This is a genomic window from Streptococcus pseudoporcinus LQ 940-04 (genome assembly GCF_000188035.1).
GTDB lineage: Bacteria > Bacillota > Bacilli > Lactobacillales > Streptococcaceae > Streptococcus > Streptococcus pseudoporcinus.
The window spans coordinates 458,284-480,763 of record NZ_AEUY02000005.1; the positions used below are offsets into that span (position 1 = coordinate 458,284).

Annotated in this window: 17 protein-coding genes; 5 read left to right on the forward strand and 12 right to left on the reverse strand. The window is 38.2% G+C overall.

Translation table 11 applies throughout. The annotated features are described in order from the left end of the window. Nucleotides 1-384 precede the first annotated feature (384 nt). Together STRPS_RS03515 and STRPS_RS03520 are read left to right on the forward strand one after the other, a co-directional pair. On the forward strand, nt 385-1,584 hold the full coding sequence (locus STRPS_RS03515) for a C10 family peptidase (protein WP_007895373.1): 1,200 nt from the start codon (nt 385-387) through the stop codon (nt 1,582-1,584). A 1-nt stretch (nt 1,585) separates the two neighbouring features. Next, nucleotides 1,586-1,888: a Spi family protease inhibitor gene (locus STRPS_RS03520; protein ID WP_171011276.1), complete on the forward strand. Its 303-nt coding sequence runs from the start codon at nt 1,586-1,588 to the stop codon at nt 1,886-1,888. 293 nt (nt 1,889-2,181) lie between these two features. On the opposite strand, the gene STRPS_RS03525 is transcribed toward STRPS_RS03520, so the two are convergent. The 4 genes from STRPS_RS03525 to STRPS_RS03540 form a co-directional block, all read right to left on the reverse strand. Continuing rightward, nucleotides 2,182-3,453: a peptidoglycan bridge formation glycyltransferase FemA/FemB family protein gene (locus tag STRPS_RS03525; protein ID WP_007895328.1), complete on the reverse strand. Its 1,272-nt coding sequence runs from the start codon at nt 3,451-3,453 to the stop codon at nt 2,182-2,184. Nucleotides 3,454-3,762: 309 nt separating this feature from the next. Further along, a complete protein-coding gene (locus STRPS_RS03530) occupies nt 3,763-4,791 on the reverse strand; it encodes a sensor histidine kinase (protein ID WP_037598905.1) in 1,029 nt (342 codons plus the stop codon). Between the two features lies 1 nt (nt 4,792). Next, complete coding sequence (locus STRPS_RS03535; protein WP_007895458.1) at nt 4,793-5,479, reverse strand: response regulator transcription factor; 687 nt, start codon at nt 5,477-5,479, stop codon at nt 4,793-4,795. A gap of 154 nt (nt 5,480-5,633) precedes the next feature. After that, entirely contained in the window at nt 5,634-6,074 is a 441-nt protein-coding gene (locus tag STRPS_RS03540; RefSeq protein WP_007895290.1) for a hypothetical protein, read from the reverse strand. Nucleotides 6,075-6,409: 335 nt separating this feature from the next. On the opposite strand from STRPS_RS03540, the gene STRPS_RS03545 reads away from it, so the two are divergent. Both STRPS_RS03545 and STRPS_RS03550 read left to right on the forward strand, forming a co-directional pair. After that, nucleotides 6,410-7,732 carry an FAD-containing oxidoreductase gene (locus STRPS_RS03545; protein WP_007895370.1) on the forward strand — a complete coding sequence of 441 codons (1,323 nt, stop codon included), beginning with the start codon at nt 6,410-6,412 and terminating at the stop codon, nt 7,730-7,732. 321 nt (nt 7,733-8,053) lie between these two features. Then, nucleotides 8,054-9,631, forward strand: a complete 1,578-nt coding sequence (locus STRPS_RS03550; RefSeq protein WP_007895338.1) for an Nramp family divalent metal transporter — start codon at nt 8,054-8,056, stop codon at nt 9,629-9,631. Between the two features lie 155 nt (nt 9,632-9,786). On the opposite strand, the gene STRPS_RS10600 is transcribed toward STRPS_RS03550, so the two are convergent. From STRPS_RS10600 to STRPS_RS03590, 8 genes are all read right to left on the reverse strand, one after another. Further along, nucleotides 9,787-9,930 (reverse strand): hypothetical protein, encoded by a 144-nt coding sequence (locus STRPS_RS10600; protein WP_007895483.1) that lies wholly within the window; start codon nt 9,928-9,930, stop codon nt 9,787-9,789. Between the two features lie 16 nt (nt 9,931-9,946). Next, nucleotides 9,947-12,097, reverse strand: coding sequence for a ferrous iron transport protein B (gene feoB, locus STRPS_RS03560; protein WP_007895538.1), 2,151 nt, complete (start codon nt 12,095-12,097; stop codon nt 9,947-9,949). 8 nt (nt 12,098-12,105) lie between these two features. Further along, nucleotides 12,106-12,591: a FeoA domain-containing protein gene (locus STRPS_RS03565; protein ID WP_408646530.1), complete on the reverse strand. Its 486-nt coding sequence runs from the start codon at nt 12,589-12,591 to the stop codon at nt 12,106-12,108. Nucleotides 12,592-12,856: 265 nt separating this feature from the next. After that, complete coding sequence (locus STRPS_RS03570) at nt 12,857-13,726, reverse strand: class C sortase (protein ID WP_007895649.1); 870 nt, start codon at nt 13,724-13,726, stop codon at nt 12,857-12,859. A 40-nt stretch (nt 13,727-13,766) separates the two neighbouring features. Beyond that, the gene (locus STRPS_RS03575) at nt 13,767-15,275 is read right to left on the reverse strand and encodes a SpaH/EbpB family LPXTG-anchored major pilin (protein WP_007895382.1); all 1,509 of its coding nucleotides are present in this window, start codon (nt 15,273-15,275) and stop codon (nt 13,767-13,769) included. Between the two features lie 39 nt (nt 15,276-15,314). Then, nucleotides 15,315-19,625, reverse strand: coding sequence for an InlB B-repeat-containing protein (locus STRPS_RS03580; RefSeq protein WP_007895657.1), 4,311 nt, complete (start codon nt 19,623-19,625; stop codon nt 15,315-15,317). A gap of 20 nt (nt 19,626-19,645) precedes the next feature. Next, nucleotides 19,646-20,215 (reverse strand): signal peptidase I, encoded by a 570-nt coding sequence (gene lepB, locus STRPS_RS03585; RefSeq protein WP_007895385.1) that lies wholly within the window; start codon nt 20,213-20,215, stop codon nt 19,646-19,648. Further along, the gene (locus STRPS_RS03590; protein WP_037598907.1) at nt 20,199-20,471 is read right to left on the reverse strand and encodes a hypothetical protein; all 273 of its coding nucleotides are present in this window, start codon (nt 20,469-20,471) and stop codon (nt 20,199-20,201) included. The genes lepB and STRPS_RS03590 overlap by 17 nt, the downstream gene beginning before the upstream one ends. A gap of 325 nt (nt 20,472-20,796) precedes the next feature. Here STRPS_RS03590 and STRPS_RS03595 point away from each other — a divergent pair, with 325 nt between their 5' ends. Then, a complete protein-coding gene (locus STRPS_RS03595) occupies nt 20,797-22,269 on the forward strand; it encodes an FAD/NAD(P)-binding protein (RefSeq protein ID WP_007895437.1) in 1,473 nt (490 codons plus the stop codon). Nucleotides 22,270-22,480: the final 211 nt, after the last annotated feature.

Below are 22,480 nucleotides of genomic sequence, written 5' to 3' on the forward strand. Positions count from 1 at the left end.
ATCATAACAAAGTAGGTTTCACTAGGTGACAAATATTCCAAAAAAAGATTACCTAACCTCTAAGCCAAGATCTCAAAAAAGTCTACCCCATGACAGATCCGCAAAAAAACTATTTCCGGAAAAGGAAATGCTATTTAATCACTCCCTAGGCTAAATCTTTCTCGACCTTATCAAGTCTCAGTGGTATGACAAGGATTTATCTAGACCTTATAAGAGATAAGTAGAATCCATCATCATTACTAGTGCTTTAATTCGGGAGCCAAGAAATGTTTTCATGCAAAAATGAAAGCATTAGACGGCCTCATTTTTAAGTCTGGAGGTGTGTCCAATGTACTGTTAGGTTATAAACGTATTAAGCTAACTTATTTTATGGAGGTTTTAATCATGAACAAAAAGAAATTAGGTATTAAGTTATTAAGTATTTTAACATTAAGTGGATTTGTCCTTGCTAATCCAGTTTTTGCATCTGAAAACTTTGGTCGTAATGAACAAGAAGCTAAAGACTCAGCTATCACCTTTATTCAAAAAACAGAATCTATCAAAGCAAAAGCTGGGGGCGATGTCCACAACATTAAATTAGATAAAGTAGCATTAAATGACCAACTTTCTCAATCTAACATGTATGTCTATAACATCTCTACTGGTGGATTTGTCATCGTTTCTGCCGATAAACGTTCTCCAGAGATTTTAGGCTATTCTACAAAAGGCTCATTCGATGCCAATAATAAAGAAAACATTGCTTCCTTTATTGAAAGTTATGCTAAACAAATTTCAGAAAATAAAAAAATAGACGTTACCTACAATAATACCACTGACATTAAACATCCCGTTGTTAACTCTCTTCTTGATGCCAAAGGTATCCACTATAATCAAGGAAACCCTTACAATCTCTTAACACCTGTTATTGAAAAAGTAGCACCAGGAGAAAGGTCTCACGTAGGTCAAAATTCAGCAACAGGATGTGTAGCTACTGCAACTGTACAAATTATGAAATACCATAATTATCCAAACAAAGGGCTACAAGATCATACCTACACTATAAAATCAAGCAACCCGTACTTCAATCATCCTAAGACCTTATTTGCAGCTATCTCCAACAGAGAATACAATTGGAACAATATCTTACCTGCTTACTCAGGAAGTGAAAGCGATGTCCAAAAGAATGCTATTTCAGAATTAATGTCTGATGTCGGTATTTCAGTAGACATGGACTACGGCCCATCCAGTGGTTCTGCAGGTAGCCCTCTTGTTCAAAGAGCTTTGAAAGAAAACTTTGGCTATGCCCAATCTGTTCACGAAATTAAACGCTCATCATTTAGCAAAGAAGATTGGGAAACACAAATTGACAATGAATTAGCACAAAACCAACCAGTTTACTACCAAGGTGTTGGTACTGAAGGTGGACATGCCTTTGTTATTGACGGTGCTGACGGAAACGACTTCTACCACGTTAACTGGGGTTGGGGCGGCGTTTCTGATGGATTCTTCAGACTAGATGCTCTAAATCCTTCCGCTCTTGGTACTGGTGGCGGTGCTGGTGGCTTCAATGATTACCAAAGTGCCGTTGTCGGAATCAAACCTTAGTATAGCTATGGATTTCGTTAGAACAGAAGCACAAGCACATCAGGAAGCTGAGACATTCTGTCAAGCAAACCCACAACATAACGATGTGCGTGTACAGCAGTTAATTTATCCTTTAGATAATAGTCATACAAGTAGTGAAGTATACATCTATTCTCTCTTTCCAACAGGCTTTATTATTGTGTCCGGAGATACAAGAGCACATACAATTTTAGGGTATTCTTTTAACAATGACCTTGATATCAACCAAAAAAGTGTATGGGGCATGATAGAAGCTTATCAAGAACAAATTAAGTCTTTGGATTAAGACACTAGTTGTCTCGCATTGACTATCGTTTAACCATCATTTGAAGCCAAATCCTAAAAATCGCTATTTTTGATGCACGACACTAACTTAAGTGATTACTATCATTAAGGGAAAACTGCTAAATGTAACATAGTCACCCATTGAGTCGACCATTCTGGCCACTTGATGTTGCCTCCAGACTATTGCCAAGCAAAGAACCGAGTTCTATATAGAGCTCGGTTCTTTTACTATTTTAACTAGTGGTTACCTCAGTTTTTTAGCCTTTTACCCTTAGTAAGCCATTTCATTTAAATCTAGCCCCATTTAGGTTTACTGATTTTTATTTTGCTTTTTTCCATGATCAGTTTTTTTGACACATTTATCTGCTTTGCTAGTTTTTTATAAATTCTGTAGACATTGTTACCTAAATGATAGAGGTGCTGATTCGCAGATAAATTAAATTCTCCAATATATTCTTCAATAGTTGGTTTAAATGATAACTTAAACACGGATAAACCACCTTCAAGATTTCCTTCAACACCTCCCATATTAGCCCAACTGAGCCCCTCTTGATGGCAGGTCTTGAAAATTTCTGTGTCTAAAAGGTATTGAGGGTAATAATGTTTAAACCGTTCATCCATACTAGCATAGAGTAATTCAATACCAGACGCAAAACGAATTCCTAATACACCTGCAATAATCAATTGGCTAGGACTATTTTCAGACAAAACTGTCAATTCATCAATTTGTTTGAGAACGGAAGCTTTTTGTTGTCCAAGTTCTTTTAAGCGATTCTTTTGATGTTCTGGTGTTTCTGCCAAAGCATTCTCTAGTTGCAGCAAGCGTTCATTTTGCTTTGCCAGTTGCTTATCACTATTAATGGTTGCAAAGTGAAATTCTGCTTTATTCCCATAGATCGTTTTTATCTTTTCAAAGTAATCATAATTGCGTAAATGGATATTCTTTCGTTGCTCTGTCCGAACCACTAGCTCCGAAAAAAGTTTGACTTCTTCTTCGGAACCTTTAATAATTTCAACTCCTTTTTTAGTTGCCGTCTTGGTCAAGCGGTTGACATGTTTTTGATAATCCTTGAAAGAATCCTGACTTAAGTATTTATTAGCCTGGAAGCGAGGTTGGATAGTATCACTTAAATTTAAAGTTAACCCTGTCCATGAATAGCCTATCTTTTCAAAATCTTCAATCAGTTGCTGACAGTAGGCTGTTTGTTTAAGATCTTCCCTATCAAATAGAACATTAGGATCACATTTTAGTAATAGGTACTTTTCTTTACGAGCATAATTTTTTAACTCTTTAAAAACATCTTTTACTAACTCAGGATCCCCATAATCAACTACGGGCCCTCTCGGTACATATGCAACTCTAATATTTTTAATAACTGTTTTAATGAGAACAGAGGCACAAGCTACTAATTTTTGATCACGGTAAAATGCAAGTTGATGGGATTGCCAATTACTTTTCACCTGGGACCAAGAACTCGTCTGTAAAAGGTTCCCATAAGGATGCTGCTCAACAAACAAATCAAATGCCGTCTTATCTCTTCCCACTTTTAATACTGATATAGACAATTCAAAAGGTCTCCTTTATAGAAAATAGACATTTTCTTTTTTAATTATTATAACTTATCTTTTATCCTTAAAGGATATTTTTTAACTAAAACGAGAAATAATGCCCGTTTTATGATTATAATGAGCTGCTCAACTCTTCCACAAAACAAGTGCTAAGAGGGACTGGGCTGTTAATGCCGCTACAAAAGGAGATGGCGGCCAGCTATTCTCTAAAATAAGCAAGCTAAATCTTTCAGGATGACCATTTCCTCTCTAAAAAAAGCAACAACTAGTCCTAGGCTAAAGCCACATCTCAATAACCAAATCTCACTAAACTGGCAAGAATACAGAAAAGGAGCTCCCTTTTCCAAACTGACTCTCAACAGAAATATCTCCACCCAGTTGATGAGCTAGTTGCTTAGCAATATAGAGTCCCAGTCCATGACCTCCCGTTTTCATATTGCGAGACATTTCGACACGATACAAACGTTTAAAAATCAAGGGCAAATCTGCCTCCTTAATTCCCTGTCCTTGATCAATGACATCAATTCGAACCATTTGATCTTGGCGATAGGCTTTAATAGTCAAAGCCGTATCAACCTCTGAATACTTAATGGCATTGCTGACTAAATTCAACATAATACGAGACAAAGCCTCATATTGACTTTTTATTTTTACGACCTCAGGTGCTACTTCGATATTGACCGTACGATTTTCCCGCTCTAAGGTTAATTGAAACTCTGACAAAATCTCAATAAGTAATTTTTCAATGTAGATAACTTGTGAAGTCTGTTTAACTTCCTGCCTCTGATCATTTAAGCTAACCACGTGTAACTCTTCCACTAATTGATTTAGGCGATTCGTTTGTCGTGAAATAGTATTCAGATAGTCTTTTTCCTCTTCTTTTGGGATAACACCATCTAATATGCCTTCCACAGTAGCTTGAATGGAAGTCAGCGGTGTTTTAATATCATGTGACAGCTGAGCAATCATCATTGATTTCTCACGCTCACTCTCATTCAATGATTCAAAACTAGCTTCTAACTCTGAAGACATCTGATTAAAAGTTGCTTCTAGATCTTTAAATTCTAAAGGAGACTTGATAAGATGATCACGATCAAATTTCTTTTGCGAGATGGCTTGCATCTTTTCCTTTAATTTTTTTAAAGATGAAAAAACATTTGTTAAAAGCAACATATTCACAATTCCCCCTGCTAAGGAGGCAATCACTGCTATTAATAAGATATATGAAATGTCCTTGGTTGTGATAAGCATTTGCTTTAAACCAATAATTAAACCAGCAATAGTAATCAACATAGATACTAAATAGCCGATGACAATATATGTTCTTAGTCTCATCTTACCCCTCTAACTTGTATCCTAGCCCCCAGACGGTTTTAATAGTGGGGGTCTGATCCGTGCTATATTTTGCTAAGTCGTTGCGTAGAGAATGAATGTGTACATTCAAGGTATTGGTATCATCCAAGTATTCTTCTCCCCACACCTGCTCGTAAAGTTCTGTTTTTGAGAAAACATGGTTCGAATGATTAGCTAAAATCCACAATAAATCAAAAGCCTTGTTGGTTAGATTAAGATTCTGATTTGCAATCTTGACTACCCGTGTACTCTGGTCTATCACCAGATCTCCAATAACCAAGCACTGGGATTCATTGGTCTTTCCGTAAATCCGATTAAGAATATTTTTGACCCGTAATACAAGTTCTCGTGGACTAAAAGGTTTGGAAATAAAGTCATCTGCCCCTAAGCTCAATGAATAAATTTTATCTGGTTCCGATACCTTAGCGGTAATAAAAAGAAAAGGTTGATTAGGTTTTGCAAGCAAAACTTCCCCAATGAAATCATAACCATCCATATTTGGCATCATGATATCACTAATAATTAAATCATACTGATATTGGTTAAATTTAGCCAATGCTTGAGCACCATCACCTGCAACAGTAACTTGGTAGCCAGCCTGTTGTAAATAGCGCTTATTAATATCAGTGATGGATACCTCATCATCAACTAGTAATATCTTGTAGGTCATAAATTCTCCTTGATTAAAAAAGTTAGTGTTATACTTTTTCCAGTATAACACTAACTTTTATTTGAGCCAAATATCCCTTTAAATGAACCTATCAATTCAGTAAGAACTAAATGAGTCCATGAGAGTATTACTCCTTAATCCTAATCTTAGTTACTTAATAATCTTTTGGATAAGTAACGCTTGAATTTTGGTTAAGAATACCGTAAAGTGAACCTCTGATATATTTTGGTAACTTAAGTGTTTTTGCACGTTCATAGATTTCGTCATCTGTTAAACGTTTTGTTTCTTTAGGTGTTTCTGGTTGTGTCACATTATCCTCATCTTTTGGATAAGTAACGCTTGAATTTTGGTTAAGAATGCCATAGAGTGAACCGCTGATATATTTTGGCAACTTAAGTGTTTTTGCACGCTCATAGATTTCGTCATCTGTTAAGCGCTGTGACGCTTTGTAAGTATTCCCAGAATGTGTAGCTGCTGAAACAGATGGAGCTGAGCCAAGGGCTACAAATACACCTCCGGCGAATAGAGCTGATACAAGCCCAACTTTCAAAGTGTTAGTTGCTAAGACTGGAGTTACATGTTTGTTCTTTTTCATTTTAAAGACCTCTTTCTTTTGGGTTATTTATTTTATGAATTAAGTATAGCAGTCAAAACTAAAGTAACCTTAAGTTAATTATAAAATAATTCTTAAGTCATCCTTAGGAAAACATAAACTCCCTACACATTAGGATATACTGAGGATCTTACAGACAAAAAAATCTAAGATTAAGACAGACCCCCCCTCCTAGTTTCTAGCCTATTGATTCCACCAAAAGAGCCGAATCCGGAATAATAAATCCCCTTTCTTCTGCGCCCCATTTCAAAAATGAGACTCTCAGCTCCCACCGTGCTATAATTTAATTAATTAAGAAGATTAGGGAGGAAATCATTATGCTAACATATGATGTTATTGTTATCGGCTTTGGAAAAGCAGGTAAAACACTTGCTTCAAAATTTGGAGCTCAGGGTAAAAAAGTCGCTATAATTGAAAAAGATGACACAATGTATGGAGGGACATGTATCAATATAGGATGTATCCCTACTAAAGTACTGATTCATTCTATTGAAACACATCATGGATTTGATGAAGCCATAGCAGAGAAAAATGCTGTCGTTAGTCGTTTAAGAGCTAAAAACTTTAAAATGCTTGATGATATCAAAACAGTTGATGTTTTTAATGCCGACGCTACCTTTAGCTCTAATAAAGTGATTAAAATAAGATCAGCTAATGGGGACAGTCAAGAACTGACTGCTGAGATTATTATCATTAATACCGGATCAGTCATAAATACCTTACCAATTAAAGGATTAACTGAATCAACTAATGTCTATGACTCCACAAGTATTCAAAACCTTAAAACCCAGCCCAAGACTTTAGGAATTATTGGTGGGGGCAATATTGGTCTTGAGTTTGCGAGTCTATTTAGTCAAATGGGAACGCACGTCAGTATTTTTGATCCACAAGAACGTATCCTTGCTAGAGAAGAAGAATTTGTTTCAACTAAAGTAGCCGAATACATGGCTAAAAATGGGGTGCAATTTGAATTACAATCCCATATTTCTGAAGTAAAAAATGACGGTAATCATGTGATCCTGGTAACTGAAAATGGGGAGTATGAGTTTGATGCTGTTCTCCATGCAACAGGTCGAAAACCAAACATTACCGGCCTTGGTATTGAACATACCGATATTAAACTGACAGAACGTGGCGCAATTCAGGTAGATGAGTTCTTACAAACGTCCGTTCCTAAGGTTTTCGCTGTTGGTGATGTCAACGGTGGCTTACAATTTACTTATATTTCCTTAGATGATTCACGCATTGTTTGGAATTATTTAAAGGGCAATAGTGATTATTCAACAAAAAAACGTCATCATGTCCCTTACACCATCTTTTTAAACCCACCTTTATCTCGTGTGGGCATCGACGAAACACAAGCTAAAGAACAAGGAGTGAACTACCAATCAAATACTTTAATGGTAGCTAATATGCCTAGAGCTCATGTTAACAGTGACCTAAGGGGCTTCTTTAAGGTAATCGTTGATGCAGATTCTCACCTGATACTAGGCGCAACCCTACTAAGTGCAGAATCCCCAGAGTTGATAAATCTCATCAAAATGGCCATGGATAATAAGATTCCATATACCTACTTGCAAAACCAAATTTTTACACATCCAACTATGGCTGAAAACCTCAATGATCTCTTTCATTTTTAATAGGACCTAGGCCTACCCCAAAAATCATTCTTATTGAGTCATATTTCGGGTTGAAGGGAAGGCCAATTTCAGGCAATGACCTTCACCCTTTTGTCAGTCTTTACGAAAGAACTCTTAGAAACTACCCTAATCAAGATTTCTAAGGTTTTTTCTTTTTCAATCAAGTCTAATAGTGCCAGTTTCCCTACTGTTTAAATGCTGCTTTTTTGATTTCTTGAAAAGTAAAAAGATTAAATATTGAATATTTTTTATTTTTGAGTTAAAATTAAGTATCCTTAATATACTTATTAGGTCTACTATTTTAGGAAGGTTTACTCCGCTATGACTTCACCAAATGATGATAAAATATCAAAACCTCGTTTAATCAACTATGCCAATGGTCCTTCATTAGAAGAAATAAATGGAACCGTTGATGTTCCAAAAGGAATGGGCTTTTTTAAAACTCTGCTTGCCTATTCAGGACCAGGGGCTCTTGTCGCTGTCGGCTATATGGATCCCGGAAATTGGTCTACGTCAATAACCGGCGGACAAAATTTTCACTATTTACTCATTTCAATTATCTTAATGTCCAGCTTAATTGCCATGCTTTTACAGTACATGTCTGCTAAGCTAGGCATCGTTTCACAAATGGATCTTGCTCAAGCCATCAGAGCTCGAACTAGCAAACAATTAGGCATTTTATTATGGGTACTAACAGAACTAGCCATTATGGCAACAGATATCGCTGAGGTAATCGGTGGAGCTGTCGCCCTATATCTTTTATTTCATATCCCACTGGCAGTTGCTGTTTTTATCACAGTATTTGATGTCTTACTTTTGTTATTGTTAACCAAAATTGGCTTTAGAAAGATTGAAGCTTTGGTCCTTGCTTTAATTTTAGTTATATTTTTTGTATTTGCTTATCAAGTAGCCCTTTCCCACCCTCTATGGACCGACATCATTAAAGGAATTGTACCTAGCGCTGATGCCTTTTCAACAAGCCATAGCGTTAATGGACAGACCCCGCTTTCTGGTGCCCTTGGTATAATTGGGGCAACGGTTATGCCACACAACTTATATTTACACTCTTCAATTGTTCAAAGCCGAAAACTTGATCATCGCAATAAAGATGATATTGCCAGAGCAATTCAATTTTCTACTTTAGATTCCAATATTCAATTAACTGTTGCTTTTTTTGTTAATTCCTTGCTCCTAATCATGGGCGTTGCTGTCTTTAAAACCGGAAGCGTCGCTGATCCCTCTTTCTTTGGATTGTTTGAAGCCCTTTCTAACCCTAGTATTATGAGCAACTCTGTTTTAGCACATGTTGCTAGTTCTGGTATCTTGTCCTTACTATTTGCGATAGCTCTTTTAGCTTCTGGGCAAAATGCTACCATAACTGGTACATTAACAGGCCAAATCATCATGGAAGGCTTCATTCATATGAGAGTTCCTATCTGGCTTCGACGCATAGTTACTCGTCTTATATCTGTTATTCCTGTCATGATTTGTGTTTTAATAACTAGTGGTAAAAGCACGGTAGAAGAACACATAGCCATTAACAACTTAATGAATAACTCCCAAGTCTTCTTAGCATTTGCACTTCCCTTTTCAATGCTTCCCCTCCTCATTTTCACTGATAGTAAGGTCGAAATGAAAGAAGAGTTCAAAAACACTTGGATCATTAAACTACTTGGTTGGACCTCAGTTATTGGTTTGATTTACCTTAATATGAAGGGATTACCAGAACAAATCGAAAGCTTCTGGGGCGACCATCCAACTCATGATCAACTAGTACTTGCTGATCATATTGCTTCTATTCTTATCGTTTTGATTATACTTATTCTCATTTGGATGATCTACGAGCTATACAAAGGCTCTAAACACGCTAACCTAGCACAGGAAAGGATTGTCAATTAGAATAACCGCAACATCTACCCTCTACAAAGGAAAGTCCTCCAAAGAGACCCTTTCTCTGCCCTTCATCCATTCTTATACTAAAAAAGGTGAGCAGCCTATAAGCCGCTCACCTTTTTCCTGTCCAATAGCACTAACCAGGATAAAAAGGGGTCCTCTTAAACACTTTTATCATCTTTTGTTTTACCTTTAACGGGACAAGAACAATTGCAATCATTACAAGAGCCTCTCTGTTTAAGATAACTAGAAATCCCTAGAATGACCCCACCTACAATGAGACTTGCAATAATAAAGGTTGACATAGTTTCTTCCTTTCCATTAATGATAAATTGTATTTAAGGAATCTAGACTAATAGCTTGTGTCTTAGTATGGTCGGGTCTTCTGATGACAAAATAGGCCATTGCTACGGCAGCAACAAAGGCTAGGCCGGTCCAAAGAGTTACTGCTTTACCATAAAAAAGAATTAAGCCAAATTGGTAAAAAATGAAGCTAACAAAATAGGCAAGACCTGTTTGATAACCAATGGCTATAAAGGTCCATTTTCTATTTCCCATTTCACGTTTGATAGCGCCAATAGAAGCAAAGCAGGGAGCACAGAGCAGATTAAAGATTAAAAAAGAATAAGCAGCTAAAGCTGTGTAATTCCCCTGAAGACTGGTCCATAAGGAATGAGCCTTTCCACTAGCACCAGAAGTATTATAAAGGATCCCTAAAGTGGCAACAACCGTTTCTTTAGCCACAAGTCCTGTAATAGTAGCAACCGTTGCTTTCCAATTGCCAAAACCTAAGGGGGTGAAAACCCAAGCAAAGAGCCGGCCTAAACTAGCTAGGATACTCTCTTGGGTATTAACTGCTTGCAGAGTAAGATTGTAGGAACTCATAAACCATATCAAAACCGTCAAACTAAAAATTATTGTTCCTGCACGCTTAACAAAACTCATGGCCTTACTAGATGCATATCGCAAAACAGTCTTAGCACTTGGCAAATGGTAACTCGGTAATTCCATGATAAATGGACTCGTATAGCCTCCTAAAAAACGCGTTTTCTTAAGAGCAATTCCTGATAAAATAATAGCAAGCATTCCTATCAAATAGGCACTTGGTGCAATCCACGGATTGTGGGGGAAGAAAGCCCCTGCAATAACAGCAATAATAGCCAACTTGGCTGAACAAGGCATAAAAGTTGTCGTCATAATTGTAATTCGACGGTCACGCTCATTTTCAATTGTTCGACTAGCCATAATCCCTGGTACACCACAACTTGTTGAAATTAACATTGGGATAAAAGATTTACCCGAGAGACCAAACCGTCTGAAAATACGATCCATAACAAAAGCGATTCGGCTCATATACCCAATATCTTCCAAAATGCCTAAGCAGATAAAAAGAACAAAGATTTGAGGTAAGAAACCAAGAACAGCCCCTACCCCAGCAATAATACCGTCAACAATAAGTGATTGGAGCCAGGTTTGGACTTGTAGTACTTTTAAACTAGCTAATACGAATTCCGGCACATACTGCCCAAAAAGAACATCATTGACCCAATTTGTTCCGATTGCTCCTACTGTTTGAATGGATAAGTAATAAACTAAAAACATGACAAGTGCAAAAATCGGCAAGGCCAAAATGCGACTAGTGACCACCCTATCAATTTTATCAGACATGGACATTTTAAAATCACAAGTCTGATTTTGTACCATTTTACTCACTTTTTCAATAAATGTATAACGCTGATTGATGACGATTGATTCAGAATCCTCAGTAAAAATCTCTTCTGTGATGTCAATAATATCACTAATGCCTTGTTTTTGAGCATGAGATAAATTTAGCTCTCCTTCTACCAAACTATCTCGTTCAAATAGTTTAATAGCATAGAAACGACGACATCGTGTCGGGACCGTCTCACCCAGCAAATCAATAATTTGAGTAATGGCAGCTTCAAACCTCGGGTCATAGTTGGGATACTGAATTCTGTCAATCTTATCCTTTGTCGTTTGACTGGCTTTTTTAATAACCTTATCAATGCCTGTATTTTTTAAAGCACTAGTCACAACAACCGGCACTCCCATCTGATATGCTAACTTGTCACTATTAATCGTTTTCCCTTGACTTTTCAATACATCACTCATATTAAGAGCAATTGTAACCGGAAGTCCCGTCTCAATTAGCTGGGTTGTCAAATACAAATTGCGTTCTAAATTTGTAGCATCAATAACGTTTAAAATGCTATCTGCATAATGGCCAAGCAAATAATCACGGGCCACTTTTTCCTCAGGGCTGTAAGGCGACATTGAATAGATGCCTGGTAAGTCCTCAACCTTAATATCTTTATGGTTTTTAACCATACCACTTTTACGTTCAACTGTTACACCCGGCCAATTACCAACATGTTGCCTTGTGCCCGTTAAAAGATTAAATAAACTCGTTTTCCCACTATTAGGATTCCCAATCAGTGCAATTTCTGTCATTTTCCCTCCTAACTGTCTATCTTAACGACACTAATCAGTTGCGCTTCAGATTTTCTCAAAGTCAGTTCATAGCCACGTAGGGTGATTTCTATTGGATCCCCCAAGGGAGCTACCTTTCTCAAAAAAAGTTTGGTATGACGTGTCAAGCCCATATCCATGAGGCGACGCTTGACTTCGTCGTGTGCAAAAATATTATCAACGTAGGCAAATTGCCCAACTGCTAAGTCTGATAACGGTAAGGCTGTAACGATTTCTTGACTTTCAATCACGTCAATCTTGCTTAAAATAGACTCATCAAAAGCTAAGCGACTAGACTTTAGCATCACAATGGCACTCTTCTTGGACTTTGAAATCAAGGACAGATGACTGCCTATCTTTAAGCCTAAATGTGAAAGGTGTCTGACACTATCTTCAGGTAAATTGATACTAACGATGACATAAGGAATATTAACCTTCGCATGGTGTAAAATCAATTTTTGACCTCCTCTAACCATTTCTAAAATGGAGTTTTCCAAGTTTAGTATATCACAAATTGCTGAACTTTCTAAGATAATCTGAAAAATAGAAATTCTTAGAGAATACTTTTCCAGTAAAAAACGTTCAAGTAATCACTTCTCATAACAAAAAAGCAGCCCTGAGGCTGCTCGTAATTTACTGGGAATCGGAATCCCTTGTTCAATAGTCATTGTTAAGACATTGGTATGCTATTACCTGTTGACAGTTTCCCAAATAGAAAATAGGATTTGAGTCCTTGTCGCATTACTGTTTTAATTTCTTTCCTAAGGTATTTTGCAAAATAGCCTTGCGTTTCTGACTTCGACGTGTGATTTCTAAAAAGATTAGTAGAAGCAGAACAATTAATAAGAGTGCAAAGAATGGCGCAATGTAAATAGGGTCAATTTGAATAGCTTCGGCAACTATCAAGGCATTCCCGTTAGCGTTACTCACTCTGTGGCCTCTAACCAATAGGCGATGGGTATTAATGCCATAGGGAGTACAAGTCACCAAAGTCTGATAGTCTTTCCCCTTAACAATCTGCAAATCTCTCAAATCATCTGGTTCTACCGTTCTAATTTGATCAACTTCATAGGTAAAGGTTTCATTAAGGACGTTGACCGTCCACCGGTCACCAACTCTTAACTTATCTAAATCAGAAAACAACCTTGAAGATGGTAACCCACGATGACCAGACAAAATAGAGTGGGTAGATTTGCCTCCTATTGGCAAACTACTCCCTTCCAAATGTCCAATGGACGTCTGCAATACTTTTTCAGTTGTTCCGTGATAAAGAGGTAATTTAACGTTGATTTTGGGAATACTAATATAACCCATATTACCAGTCTTATCAATAGCGAGCTGAGAATTATAATCTTGTCTCTCTTCTTCAGTAAGTCGCCATTTCATACCGCTGGTTTCAAATTGCTTATTATACTGCTTGGCCCTTTGTAAGACCTTCCCGTAATCTTTGGTATCCATGTGTGTCACACGCTCTTGATAATCCATAATCGCATTTGACTGATGAAATGAATTCCAGTAATTAGCAAGTGAAGGATAGGCCATCAAGCCTATCCCGATTGCAATTATCGTAACAAGAAGAATGGATACAATATCTTGTTTCTTTTTAGTCATAAACCTCTTATCTGTCCTGCTCTGCTAGTTATTACCTATCCTAAGAATGTAAACGGCGACGAGCAACAAGAACAACCCCTGCACCAAGCGCCAAAAGTGCACCAATTGTATAAAGGATAATAGTACCAATACTACCAGTTGATGGAAGCTCCGCTCCCTTATTGTTTTCAATTGTTGGTGTTGACAATAAAGTGTCCTGACTATTAGCTGATCCTTCTTTAAGCACAACTGTCGTTGCTTGAGTCATTAAGTTATAACCAGCTGGTGCCTTTGTTTCAACCAAATGGTATGTTCCTTCAGCAAGGCCCTTAATGGTCACAAGACCACCATCTTTTGTGGTATACTCAGTTGCCTGTTTTTGATCTGAAGTCCATTTAACAGCTTGTGGATCACTAAAGTTAAGGAATTGCCCTTGGTCATTTTTTAAGACAAATGTTGCACCATCTAAGCTTTTATTCTTGTCTGACCCATCAACTTTTTTAATGGTGATTTGCCCATCATGAACAGTAGCCGCCTCCCCAGTATCATCAGTTTGTGTGTTCGGGTTGATTTTAGCTAAGTTAGTATTACTAGCTACTTCTCCAGAACCTGGTGTAGCTTCACTTTTTAGTACACCGGTATAGGTGACTTTTATTTTACTAATCCCTTTATAGTAAAAATCATCAGCAGCTCCATTAGCACTATTGCCACTTTGAGTTTGGCTAGCACTCCAAGGAATGGTAATGTCAAAATCATTATTTGATTCCGTAAATGAGTAAGTTCCCTTAGCCTTATTAGTGTTTTGGGTTAAAACAGTCTCTTGGCCTGAAGCATCTGTGACTGTTACCTTAATAGAACTAGAATTTAAGGCGACAACATTACTGTTTGGCATATCATCATGAAGCACATACTGATAAACTTTTTCAGCACCATCATAATTAACTGCACTATTATAATTAATGGTATAGGTGATCGTGTCTCCTACGGCATAGGTTTTTTTATCAGTGGTTTTACCGCCACCAGTACCCCAGTTAGCACCAGTATTTTTCTCATGAATGGTCGCATTTGGGCTAACAGAAGTGACCATAATCATGGCACCATTATTCACATCACTCGAAACATAGTAATAACCATAATCTGGAACTGTCAATACCTCTGTACCATCAGTTCCTGTTTCGGTAGCTGAGACAGATGCTGAAATCTTAGATGAAATCTGTTTTGCCCAAGTAGCAATATCAGCTGTAAAGGCTGTTGCCTTTTTAGTGACATAGGTTCTACCCCCATTACTTGAAACATCAAACAAGTTATTGAAATTAGCAGAGTTTTTATACTCTGTTTCTTTTCCAAGGGGAATCATGTAAGCGACCCCATCTGCACTAGCATCTGGTGCATTGGGATCAGCTACCTCCGCATCAAAAATTTTATAGGCTGCATATTTTGCCCCATTTTGAGTATCTGTTACAGTGATTGTTCCTGGCCCCGCTGCCAATACTGGCGCCGTAGACGCTCCCATGGTCACTCCTAACACAAGACTAAGTGTCAGAAATAACCTGATTAATTTGTTTTTCATTTAAAACCTCTCTCCTAAATCCATTGCTGGACCTTCTTCTTAATGACTATGTTTGCGGCGATATAAGATTATTCCAGCTGGTACCACCAAGGTCAAACCAACAAGTACAAAGACATGGACCCCAATCCCACCTGTACTTGGTAGCTCCCTTCCTTTACTATTGGTAACCTTAAAACTATAAATGATTGAACCGTCTGATAAGGTTTCTTTTGTCGGTGTAGCATTATTACCATTTTGATCTAAAGTCACTCCAGAAGAGATAACCAAAGTGGCTATATCATCTTTAGGCAAGTTATAACCTGGAGGAGCCGCTGTCTCAGTAAAATAATACTTCCCTAGCGGTAAATCAAGATAGTTTTCATGGCCTACAATTAAGAAACCTTCTTGATTTGTTGTCACATGGGTATAGAGTGGGGTTGGATTTTTATTTCCTGCCGCATCCGCTCCATAAACATCAAAGCTAGCACCTGCTAAATGCTCATTCATGTTTTCCACATTAACTTTATCAATTCTCACTTTTTGTTTAACACGAGTATTGGTATAAGTAATGTCCACATCACCTTGAACAGTTAGGTTGACATCGCCATTGACATTGTATGTTTTATCAGCTTCTCCACTCACTAAGTTTCTTTCGGACACTTGTTCACTAGCTTTAAAATCAGCGCTAGGCTGTTCTTTGACACTAATGGAAGTTCCATAAGGGATATTAATAAACTCTTTAGTCTGTCCATCTTTTAATGCGAAATTACCCTGTTGAAGGGTATCACTAACATCAAAAATAAAATTCTTTGTTTTGTCTTCTTCAATACCGACCACTTTTTTTGTAACCTTCACGGTATAGGTCTTGGGCTGCCACACAGCATAAAGCGTGTTACTACTGTCAGGTTTATTATCAAGCCCAACTTCCTGTCCTGCTCGAAACTCAACATCTCCAACATTAGCTAAATCTTTATCATGATTCCAGCCAATAAGGTTATAGCCAACTCTGGTAAAATATTGATTTTCTGGGATAGTAGTCGTACTATTCACATCCAGAGGCGCTGATTTGACTTGAGTAACGACAGATCCATTAGCTGATACCTGACTACCACCATTTCCATCATAGGTGATGGACGTATCAGCTAAGGTGATATGATCTACCGGTATGATAACTGGGTAGATGGTAATATTTTTATTAGCGTCAGCCAAATGAGCATCTATTAAGATAGAATCATAAGGATTGTAAACTTTTCCATTATACCACCAGCCTCGGAAACGATAACCATTTGGTATGGTCGGCCGTCTAAGGAGGGCTGAGTGGGATCCGTCCGCATAAGTGTCTGGATCTGTAGGTTCATCACTCGTTGTGATTTGCTGTCCGGAAGTATTCTTTATGGGATTTCCATCTAATCCAAGAGCATTATTACTGTAGATGACATGGTAGTCACCGGCCCTTCTCCACATGGCTTTTATGGTAATATCTTGCGTTACAGCTCCTGTAAAGTTATAAGGACGAAGACTACCATCGGGATTGACATAGTACCAGCCAATCAATTTATAGGCATCCTTTTCAGACTTGTACTTGGTGCTGGTGTCCACATTGGATAAACTTGTATTTTGAGTATAAAAAGCTCTTTTAGTACTGTCGGGGTCCTTACCTCGAGAATCGTACTTGTAGTAAAAGCTTCCTGCAGGGTCTGCGATATAATCCCTACTAACCGTCGTGTACTCGGGAACCTTATCCCCATAGTATAAATCTAAGTAAGTTTCATCTGTTGAGGCCAATTGTCCACCATTAGGGTCAATGTTAACCTTGTATTTGATTTTTTTCCAACCGGCATAGACCTTCGTATCATGGGCTGGCATTGTCGTATTAAAATTAAATTCCTGCGTTTGAGCTTGGTCCTTATACCACTTACCGTCCCAAACATAGCCAGGTAAAGAGGGCTTAGGCTGTACTGTACTTGTATCAGGTTTATAGGTTTGCAAGTTCTGCTCATACAAGACGTCAGCTTGTGAGAAATTTGGTAAAGGTGTGTTGTCTAAAGGATCCAGATACTGAAGTTTAAAGTGCATCCGTTCATAGCCGATTGATAGATTGAGATAATCTTTATAAGGAGTACCAAAATTATCATAGGACTTTTCTGAAACTGATATAGTTGTACCGACACTCGTCTGTTGAGATTTCTGGTCAAATAAATTATTATTTTGGTAAAAGCGCTGATAGTATTTCACGTTAAAGCCAATATACTTCTCAGTAAAAGTAAAGACATCAGCACCAGATCCGCCACCGGTATCAGCAAGAGTATACTTGCCATCTAAGCCTTGTTTGTAAAACCAATAGGTCTGAATCCTTTGCCCTGTGGGATAGAGCTTCATGACATAGGTATTACTGCCAAGGACATTATCAGGAACCACAAATTCTCCCAGATAACTCATCCCAGAAGTCCCTGAATTCGTCAGAAGTCGCCAAGAACCAGTTTTCCACTGGTAGCCATTAGCTGCTAGTGTTGTCCCATAGAGGCCAGTATAACTTTCTGCATAAGTTGGATTATTCCAAGGGAAAGTTGAATTTAAATATGTCGCTTCATTATAACCACTTTTTGCAAATAAAAGAGTGACTAATTCACGGTCATAAAAAACATTAACCACACTTGAGCCGTCATCTTTAACCAAGACTGTTGTCTGCGTCTTTGTATTATTAACTTTAAATCCTTTGGGCAGCTTTGCAGTAATATCAGCAGAAGTTATAGTCGCCATACTATTAGAAAGGCCAGTCTTTGTCATTTGTCCAGCGTATTCATAGGTCTTTTGCGCATCACTAGCTGTTTTGCTGTCACCAGCTGATTGCTGCCAATAGTTAATGGTATAGGTGGTTTGTGCCGGTGTCCAGTGGGCATAGAGGGTAATATCACTAGTCAAAACCTGATTGAAATCAAATAGTGTACCGCCTGTTGCTGCGGTATACCAGCCTGCAAAGGCAAAACCTTTTCGAGTCGGATCCGCAGGCTTAACCGTTGAAGCAAGCTGGTCAGTCACTAAACGTTTCGGAGCTATATAGGTAACTCCTGTTGAGAGATCGCCTGTTTCAAAATCAATTTTATGTGACTCTTTAAAGACTGGATACAGGTTCATATTGCCTGTAACAGGTAGTGCTTTCATCTCACTATCAGACAAAGCTGTCCCATTAAGTGTTTTTGACCAGCCTACAAATAAAAGAGTTGATGTGGGCGGATCCACTTTAAAGTCACTTAAATCAGCAGTCCCCTTACCACTGTTATCCAATGGTACCTCATAACGCTCATAGACATGGGTCCCCGCTGCATCATCAAATAAAGTTATGGTTGCGACATTACTCATAACAGGTCGTACATAGACCTCTTTAGTCTCTGTGACATTAACTGGTTGGCCGAAAGTGACTGGTTCACCATATTTTCCAGTACTGGTATCGTAGAGATACCAGCCTTGAAAATGTTCCCCTGGTTTAATAGTTGGTATCCCAACCTCTGCAAGCGAATCCCCATTTTTAAGGATTTGCTGAGACGTCGACAAGCCAGAATTCGTTAAGAAGGTATAATTTGTCCCATCAGCATTTTGAAAATGATAGGTTATCCTTGGGACCTGGGTGTTATCAGCTTGAACGATAGCATAGATTGAGAAAGAATTAGTCTTAAAAGCCACATCACTGTTGGTATTTTGAGTTTCCTGACTATCTTTTGAGTGTAAAACTTCTGTTTGGCCATCATCTTTAAAATGGACAATTTTCAAATCTTCATCGTTAGTAAGCAGAGGTTTATCATAGGCTACCTCAACCTTGACCGAAGTAGCTGGTTCAACTTCTTTTCCTTCAGAGATGATTTTAATATCATAAAGTTTGAAGTTTTTGACCTCATCAGCTTTTTTTGCAACTTGATTCAGTGCTTTTTCTTTGTAGTCACGATAACGCGCTTGATCACTAGTAAGCTCCCCAACCTGTAACTGGGCATCTAGCGGAATTTTGGCTTCTTTGGTCATAGTCAAGGTCATGGTATAACCTGACCCTCTAAAGGTTAAGGGACTTTCACGAAAGGGACTTTCTATAGCAGCCGATGTTGACGTCTCAGTCGCTTTAGATGCAGTAACCGAAGAACTGCTTGTTGATGGTGGCAGCTCAGCTTTTTTGATTTCTTGCTTCGTTTCTGACGGACTTCCCAGAGCAATTCCGACATCACTGGCTTTATTTTCTTCAACAGTAACAGCTGGCAATGTCAAAAAACATATGGTCAAAACAACCGTTGCTAAAAGTCCCAGCCATGTCACGATTTTTAAGTGCCTCGCCTCTTTTTTATGTTCCAGCAAATCACTTAATAACAGTCTCCATTTTTTTAGCATTATCTCTCTCCTCTCTAATACTAATTAACGGAACTAATCCTATTTAAAGGCCATATTCTCAAAAAAATCTTCCCGACAATCTGCTCCTCAGAAACATCTCCTAAAGAGGTATTTCGAGAATCAATTGAGGTTTTACGATTATCTCCCATAACAAAAATCTTTTTGTCTGGAACTTGATAAGGGTATTTGATATTAGTGTTTCCCCGTGCCTGATGAATGACATAGGGCTCCTTTAATTTTGTCTGATTAACATAGACATCTCCTTTAGCATCAATGTTAACCCAGTCGCCCGATTCAGCTATCACACGCTTAACGATAACTTTATTATTATAATAAAAAGCAATGACATCACCCGTCTTAAAATCCGAACCCTTAGCCGTCAGGACAACATCGCCAGCAACCAAGGTTTTATTCATAGAGTGGCCGTATATCCGCAACACAGGCAACCATAAAACAGCTATCAGTATGGCAGTTGAAGCAACGGCTAACAGAACATATAAGGTGTTTTTGACAGTACCAAAAAAACGCCTCTGATAACTGACACGGTCTAATTCTTTGGAAATATCATTTGCATTAAAGTTCCTTTTCATCATCCATCCCCTTTACATCAGCTTGTCTTTTGATATTTTCAAAGTAAATATCAGCGGCTTTCTGAGCTGCTTCAAAAATACCACTCAATCTTAGCGATGCTTCAGCAAGAGTTTCAGAATCGGCTAATTCAATTTTCCGATTATTTAATTCTTCTTTCATTTCTTCGAGCTCTTTTTCTTGCTTTTCAATTAAAAGTTGTTGCTCTAACAAGATTTCGAGCAACTCTTTACGGCTCAATTTTTTTAACTCTTTTATTGCTCTTCCCCTTTTTTAGCATAGTATCCCATGCTAAAACCATAGCACCTACAACTTACTTTGTCAACTAAAATCAACTTTATTTTAAGAAAAATGATATTTTCTAATTTTATTTTTCTTATGGCCATTTTAGGGGCATTTTTTAATCATAAATCGAACATTTTGATTGCTATTTTCTCATTTAAAACTCACCTAAAACTAAGATAAGGGCTGTTGGTTTATTAAAAAGAACAAAAAATTAAAACCTCTTCTAAAAGCCTATTTTGATAACTTTACCAGATGATGTTATGCTATGATAGAGATAAGTTATAAGGAGTCATAATCATTGAAGAAAAAAATTGCAATCATTGGAATGGGGGTTAGTGGCCTGGCTCTTTTGTTGGCACTATCCCGCTTACCTCAAACAGAGCTGGCTGACATGGAAATTATTTGTTTTGACGATAAGAAATACTTCGGTCGAGGCATTCCTTTTCAAAAAGATGACAGATCTGCCCTAATCAATTCTCCCATTGACGATATTTCTTTTGACTACCGTCACATGGATGACTTTGTCAAATGGCTAACTGAAAATAGGTTAGATACCAACCATGGCTACGTCTCACGCTCACTCTATGGGCAGTACATGACGCAAAGAGCTCATGACGTGATGGATAAACTCCCACTTACCCCTATCTATCAAAAAGTGGACCAAGTCATTTATCTCCCCTATAGTCATGAATGGCAACTAATAGTCAAGGGACAACCATTTCCTACTCTTTTTACCGAGCTACATCTAGCATGTGGCCAACTTCCTGTCCTAGATCCCTATAAATTACAAGGCCAGCCCAACTATATTGACGACCCTTATCCCCTCAATAGTTTAAAAGGTAAGTTTCAAAACCTTCCTTTAGGAGTAATTGCCAAGCCAACAATTAGTGTTATCGGAACAGGACTAGCTGCAGTAGATGTCATTAAGTGGCTCGTTCAAAAGAGCTCCGCTACAGTAGTAGCCTTTTCGCGCTCCAACTACTTTCCAACAGTAAGAATCATCGATGGATCTCCCATTAGCTGGCGCTACTTTACAAATCAACACATGAACGACATCTTAAAACAAAAAAAGCCTAGCTTTGATTTACCTCACTTTGAGGAACTCTTCCTGGCTGAGCTAGAAGCCCTCGGTTTCTCAGACTGGGACAAAACACAGCGTCAATTCTTGGCCACTGGTATCAAAGGTCTCCAACTGTCTTTAGACCACCCAGCACAGCTCTATGCCTTGCAACAGCTAGCTTCTAGAGTAACAGACTGCTTTACAGACTTGTGGCCACTGATGACACTTGCCGACCGCAAAGCTTTCCAAAAGCGTTACGGTAAAGCTATTATCAATTTACGGAACCCTATGCCTGAAGAGTCCGCGCAAATCCTTTTAGAAGCTGCCAAAGCAAAAAGACTAACCCTCGCGAAGAATATTAAGGAAATTGTTAGCCTTGACGACAGCCTTCTTCTAAAAAGTGACGAAACAGATGATGTAGGAGTAGATGCTATTGTTAATGCCACCGGCTATCATCTCACTGACAGTAACCTTAGACTTGCAAGCCCACTTCTTCAATCCTTAGTTGACAAAAAACTCTGCCAGATTGATCCTTTTGGTGGCTTATCAATTGTACCGGAAACGTCTCAAGTCCTGTCTCCTCAATATGGTCCTCTGCCTACTCTATTTGCACATGGGGCATTAATCAATGGCCCCATTTTCCAAAACAACTCTACGATCAAAATCCAAAAAATGGCCGAACGAGCCCTATTAAAACCTAGTCACCGGTAAAGACTAGGAAAAATACTTCCCCATCCCCCTTTAAGATGCCCCTTATCTTCTCGGCTGGTCTGTTTTTTTCACAAAAAGAACCAATCCCTCATTGAAGTGACCCCAAAAAGTTAGATTTTTTGTCTAACTTTTTGGGTGCAGTTCACATCAGGAAAGGTTCTTTTTTTCTATTTTGTGCCTCTTAGAAGCTTGTTTAGACACATGTTCTCTA

Excerpts from the sequence above, each read along its gene's own strand:
- STRPS_RS03515 (WP_007895373.1), top strand. The coding sequence starts at position 385 with ATGAACAAAAAGAAATTAGGTATTAAGTTATTAAGTATTTTAACATTA.
- STRPS_RS03530 (WP_037598905.1), bottom strand. The coding sequence starts at position 4,791 with ATGAGACTAAGAACATATATTGTCATCGGCTATTTAGTATCTATGTTG.
- STRPS_RS03535 (WP_007895458.1), bottom strand. The coding sequence starts at position 5,479 with ATGACCTACAAGATATTACTAGTTGATGATGAGGTATCCATCACTGAT.
- STRPS_RS03540 (WP_007895290.1), bottom strand. The coding sequence starts at position 6,074 with ATGAAAAAGAACAAACATGTAACTCCAGTCTTAGCAACTAACACTTTG.
- STRPS_RS03545 (WP_007895370.1), top strand. The coding sequence starts at position 6,410 with ATGCTAACATATGATGTTATTGTTATCGGCTTTGGAAAAGCAGGTAAA.
- STRPS_RS03550 (WP_007895338.1), top strand. The coding sequence starts at position 8,054 with ATGACTTCACCAAATGATGATAAAATATCAAAACCTCGTTTAATCAAC.
- STRPS_RS10600 (WP_007895483.1), bottom strand. The coding sequence starts at position 9,930 with ATGTCAACCTTTATTATTGCAAGTCTCATTGTAGGTGGGGTCATTCTA.
- feoB (WP_007895538.1), bottom strand. The coding sequence starts at position 12,097 with ATGACAGAAATTGCACTGATTGGGAATCCTAATAGTGGGAAAACGAGT.
- STRPS_RS03565 (WP_408646530.1), bottom strand. The coding sequence starts at position 12,591 with ATGGTTAGAGGAGGTCAAAAATTGATTTTACACCATGCGAAGGTTAAT.
- STRPS_RS03570 (WP_007895649.1), bottom strand. The coding sequence starts at position 13,726 with ATGACTAAAAAGAAACAAGATATTGTATCCATTCTTCTTGTTACGATA.
- STRPS_RS03575 (WP_007895382.1), bottom strand. The coding sequence starts at position 15,275 with ATGAAAAACAAATTAATCAGGTTATTTCTGACACTTAGTCTTGTGTTA.
- STRPS_RS03580 (WP_007895657.1), bottom strand. The coding sequence starts at position 19,625 with ATGCTAAAAAAATGGAGACTGTTATTAAGTGATTTGCTGGAACATAAA.
- lepB (WP_007895385.1), bottom strand. The coding sequence starts at position 20,215 with ATGAAAAGGAACTTTAATGCAAATGATATTTCCAAAGAATTAGACCGT.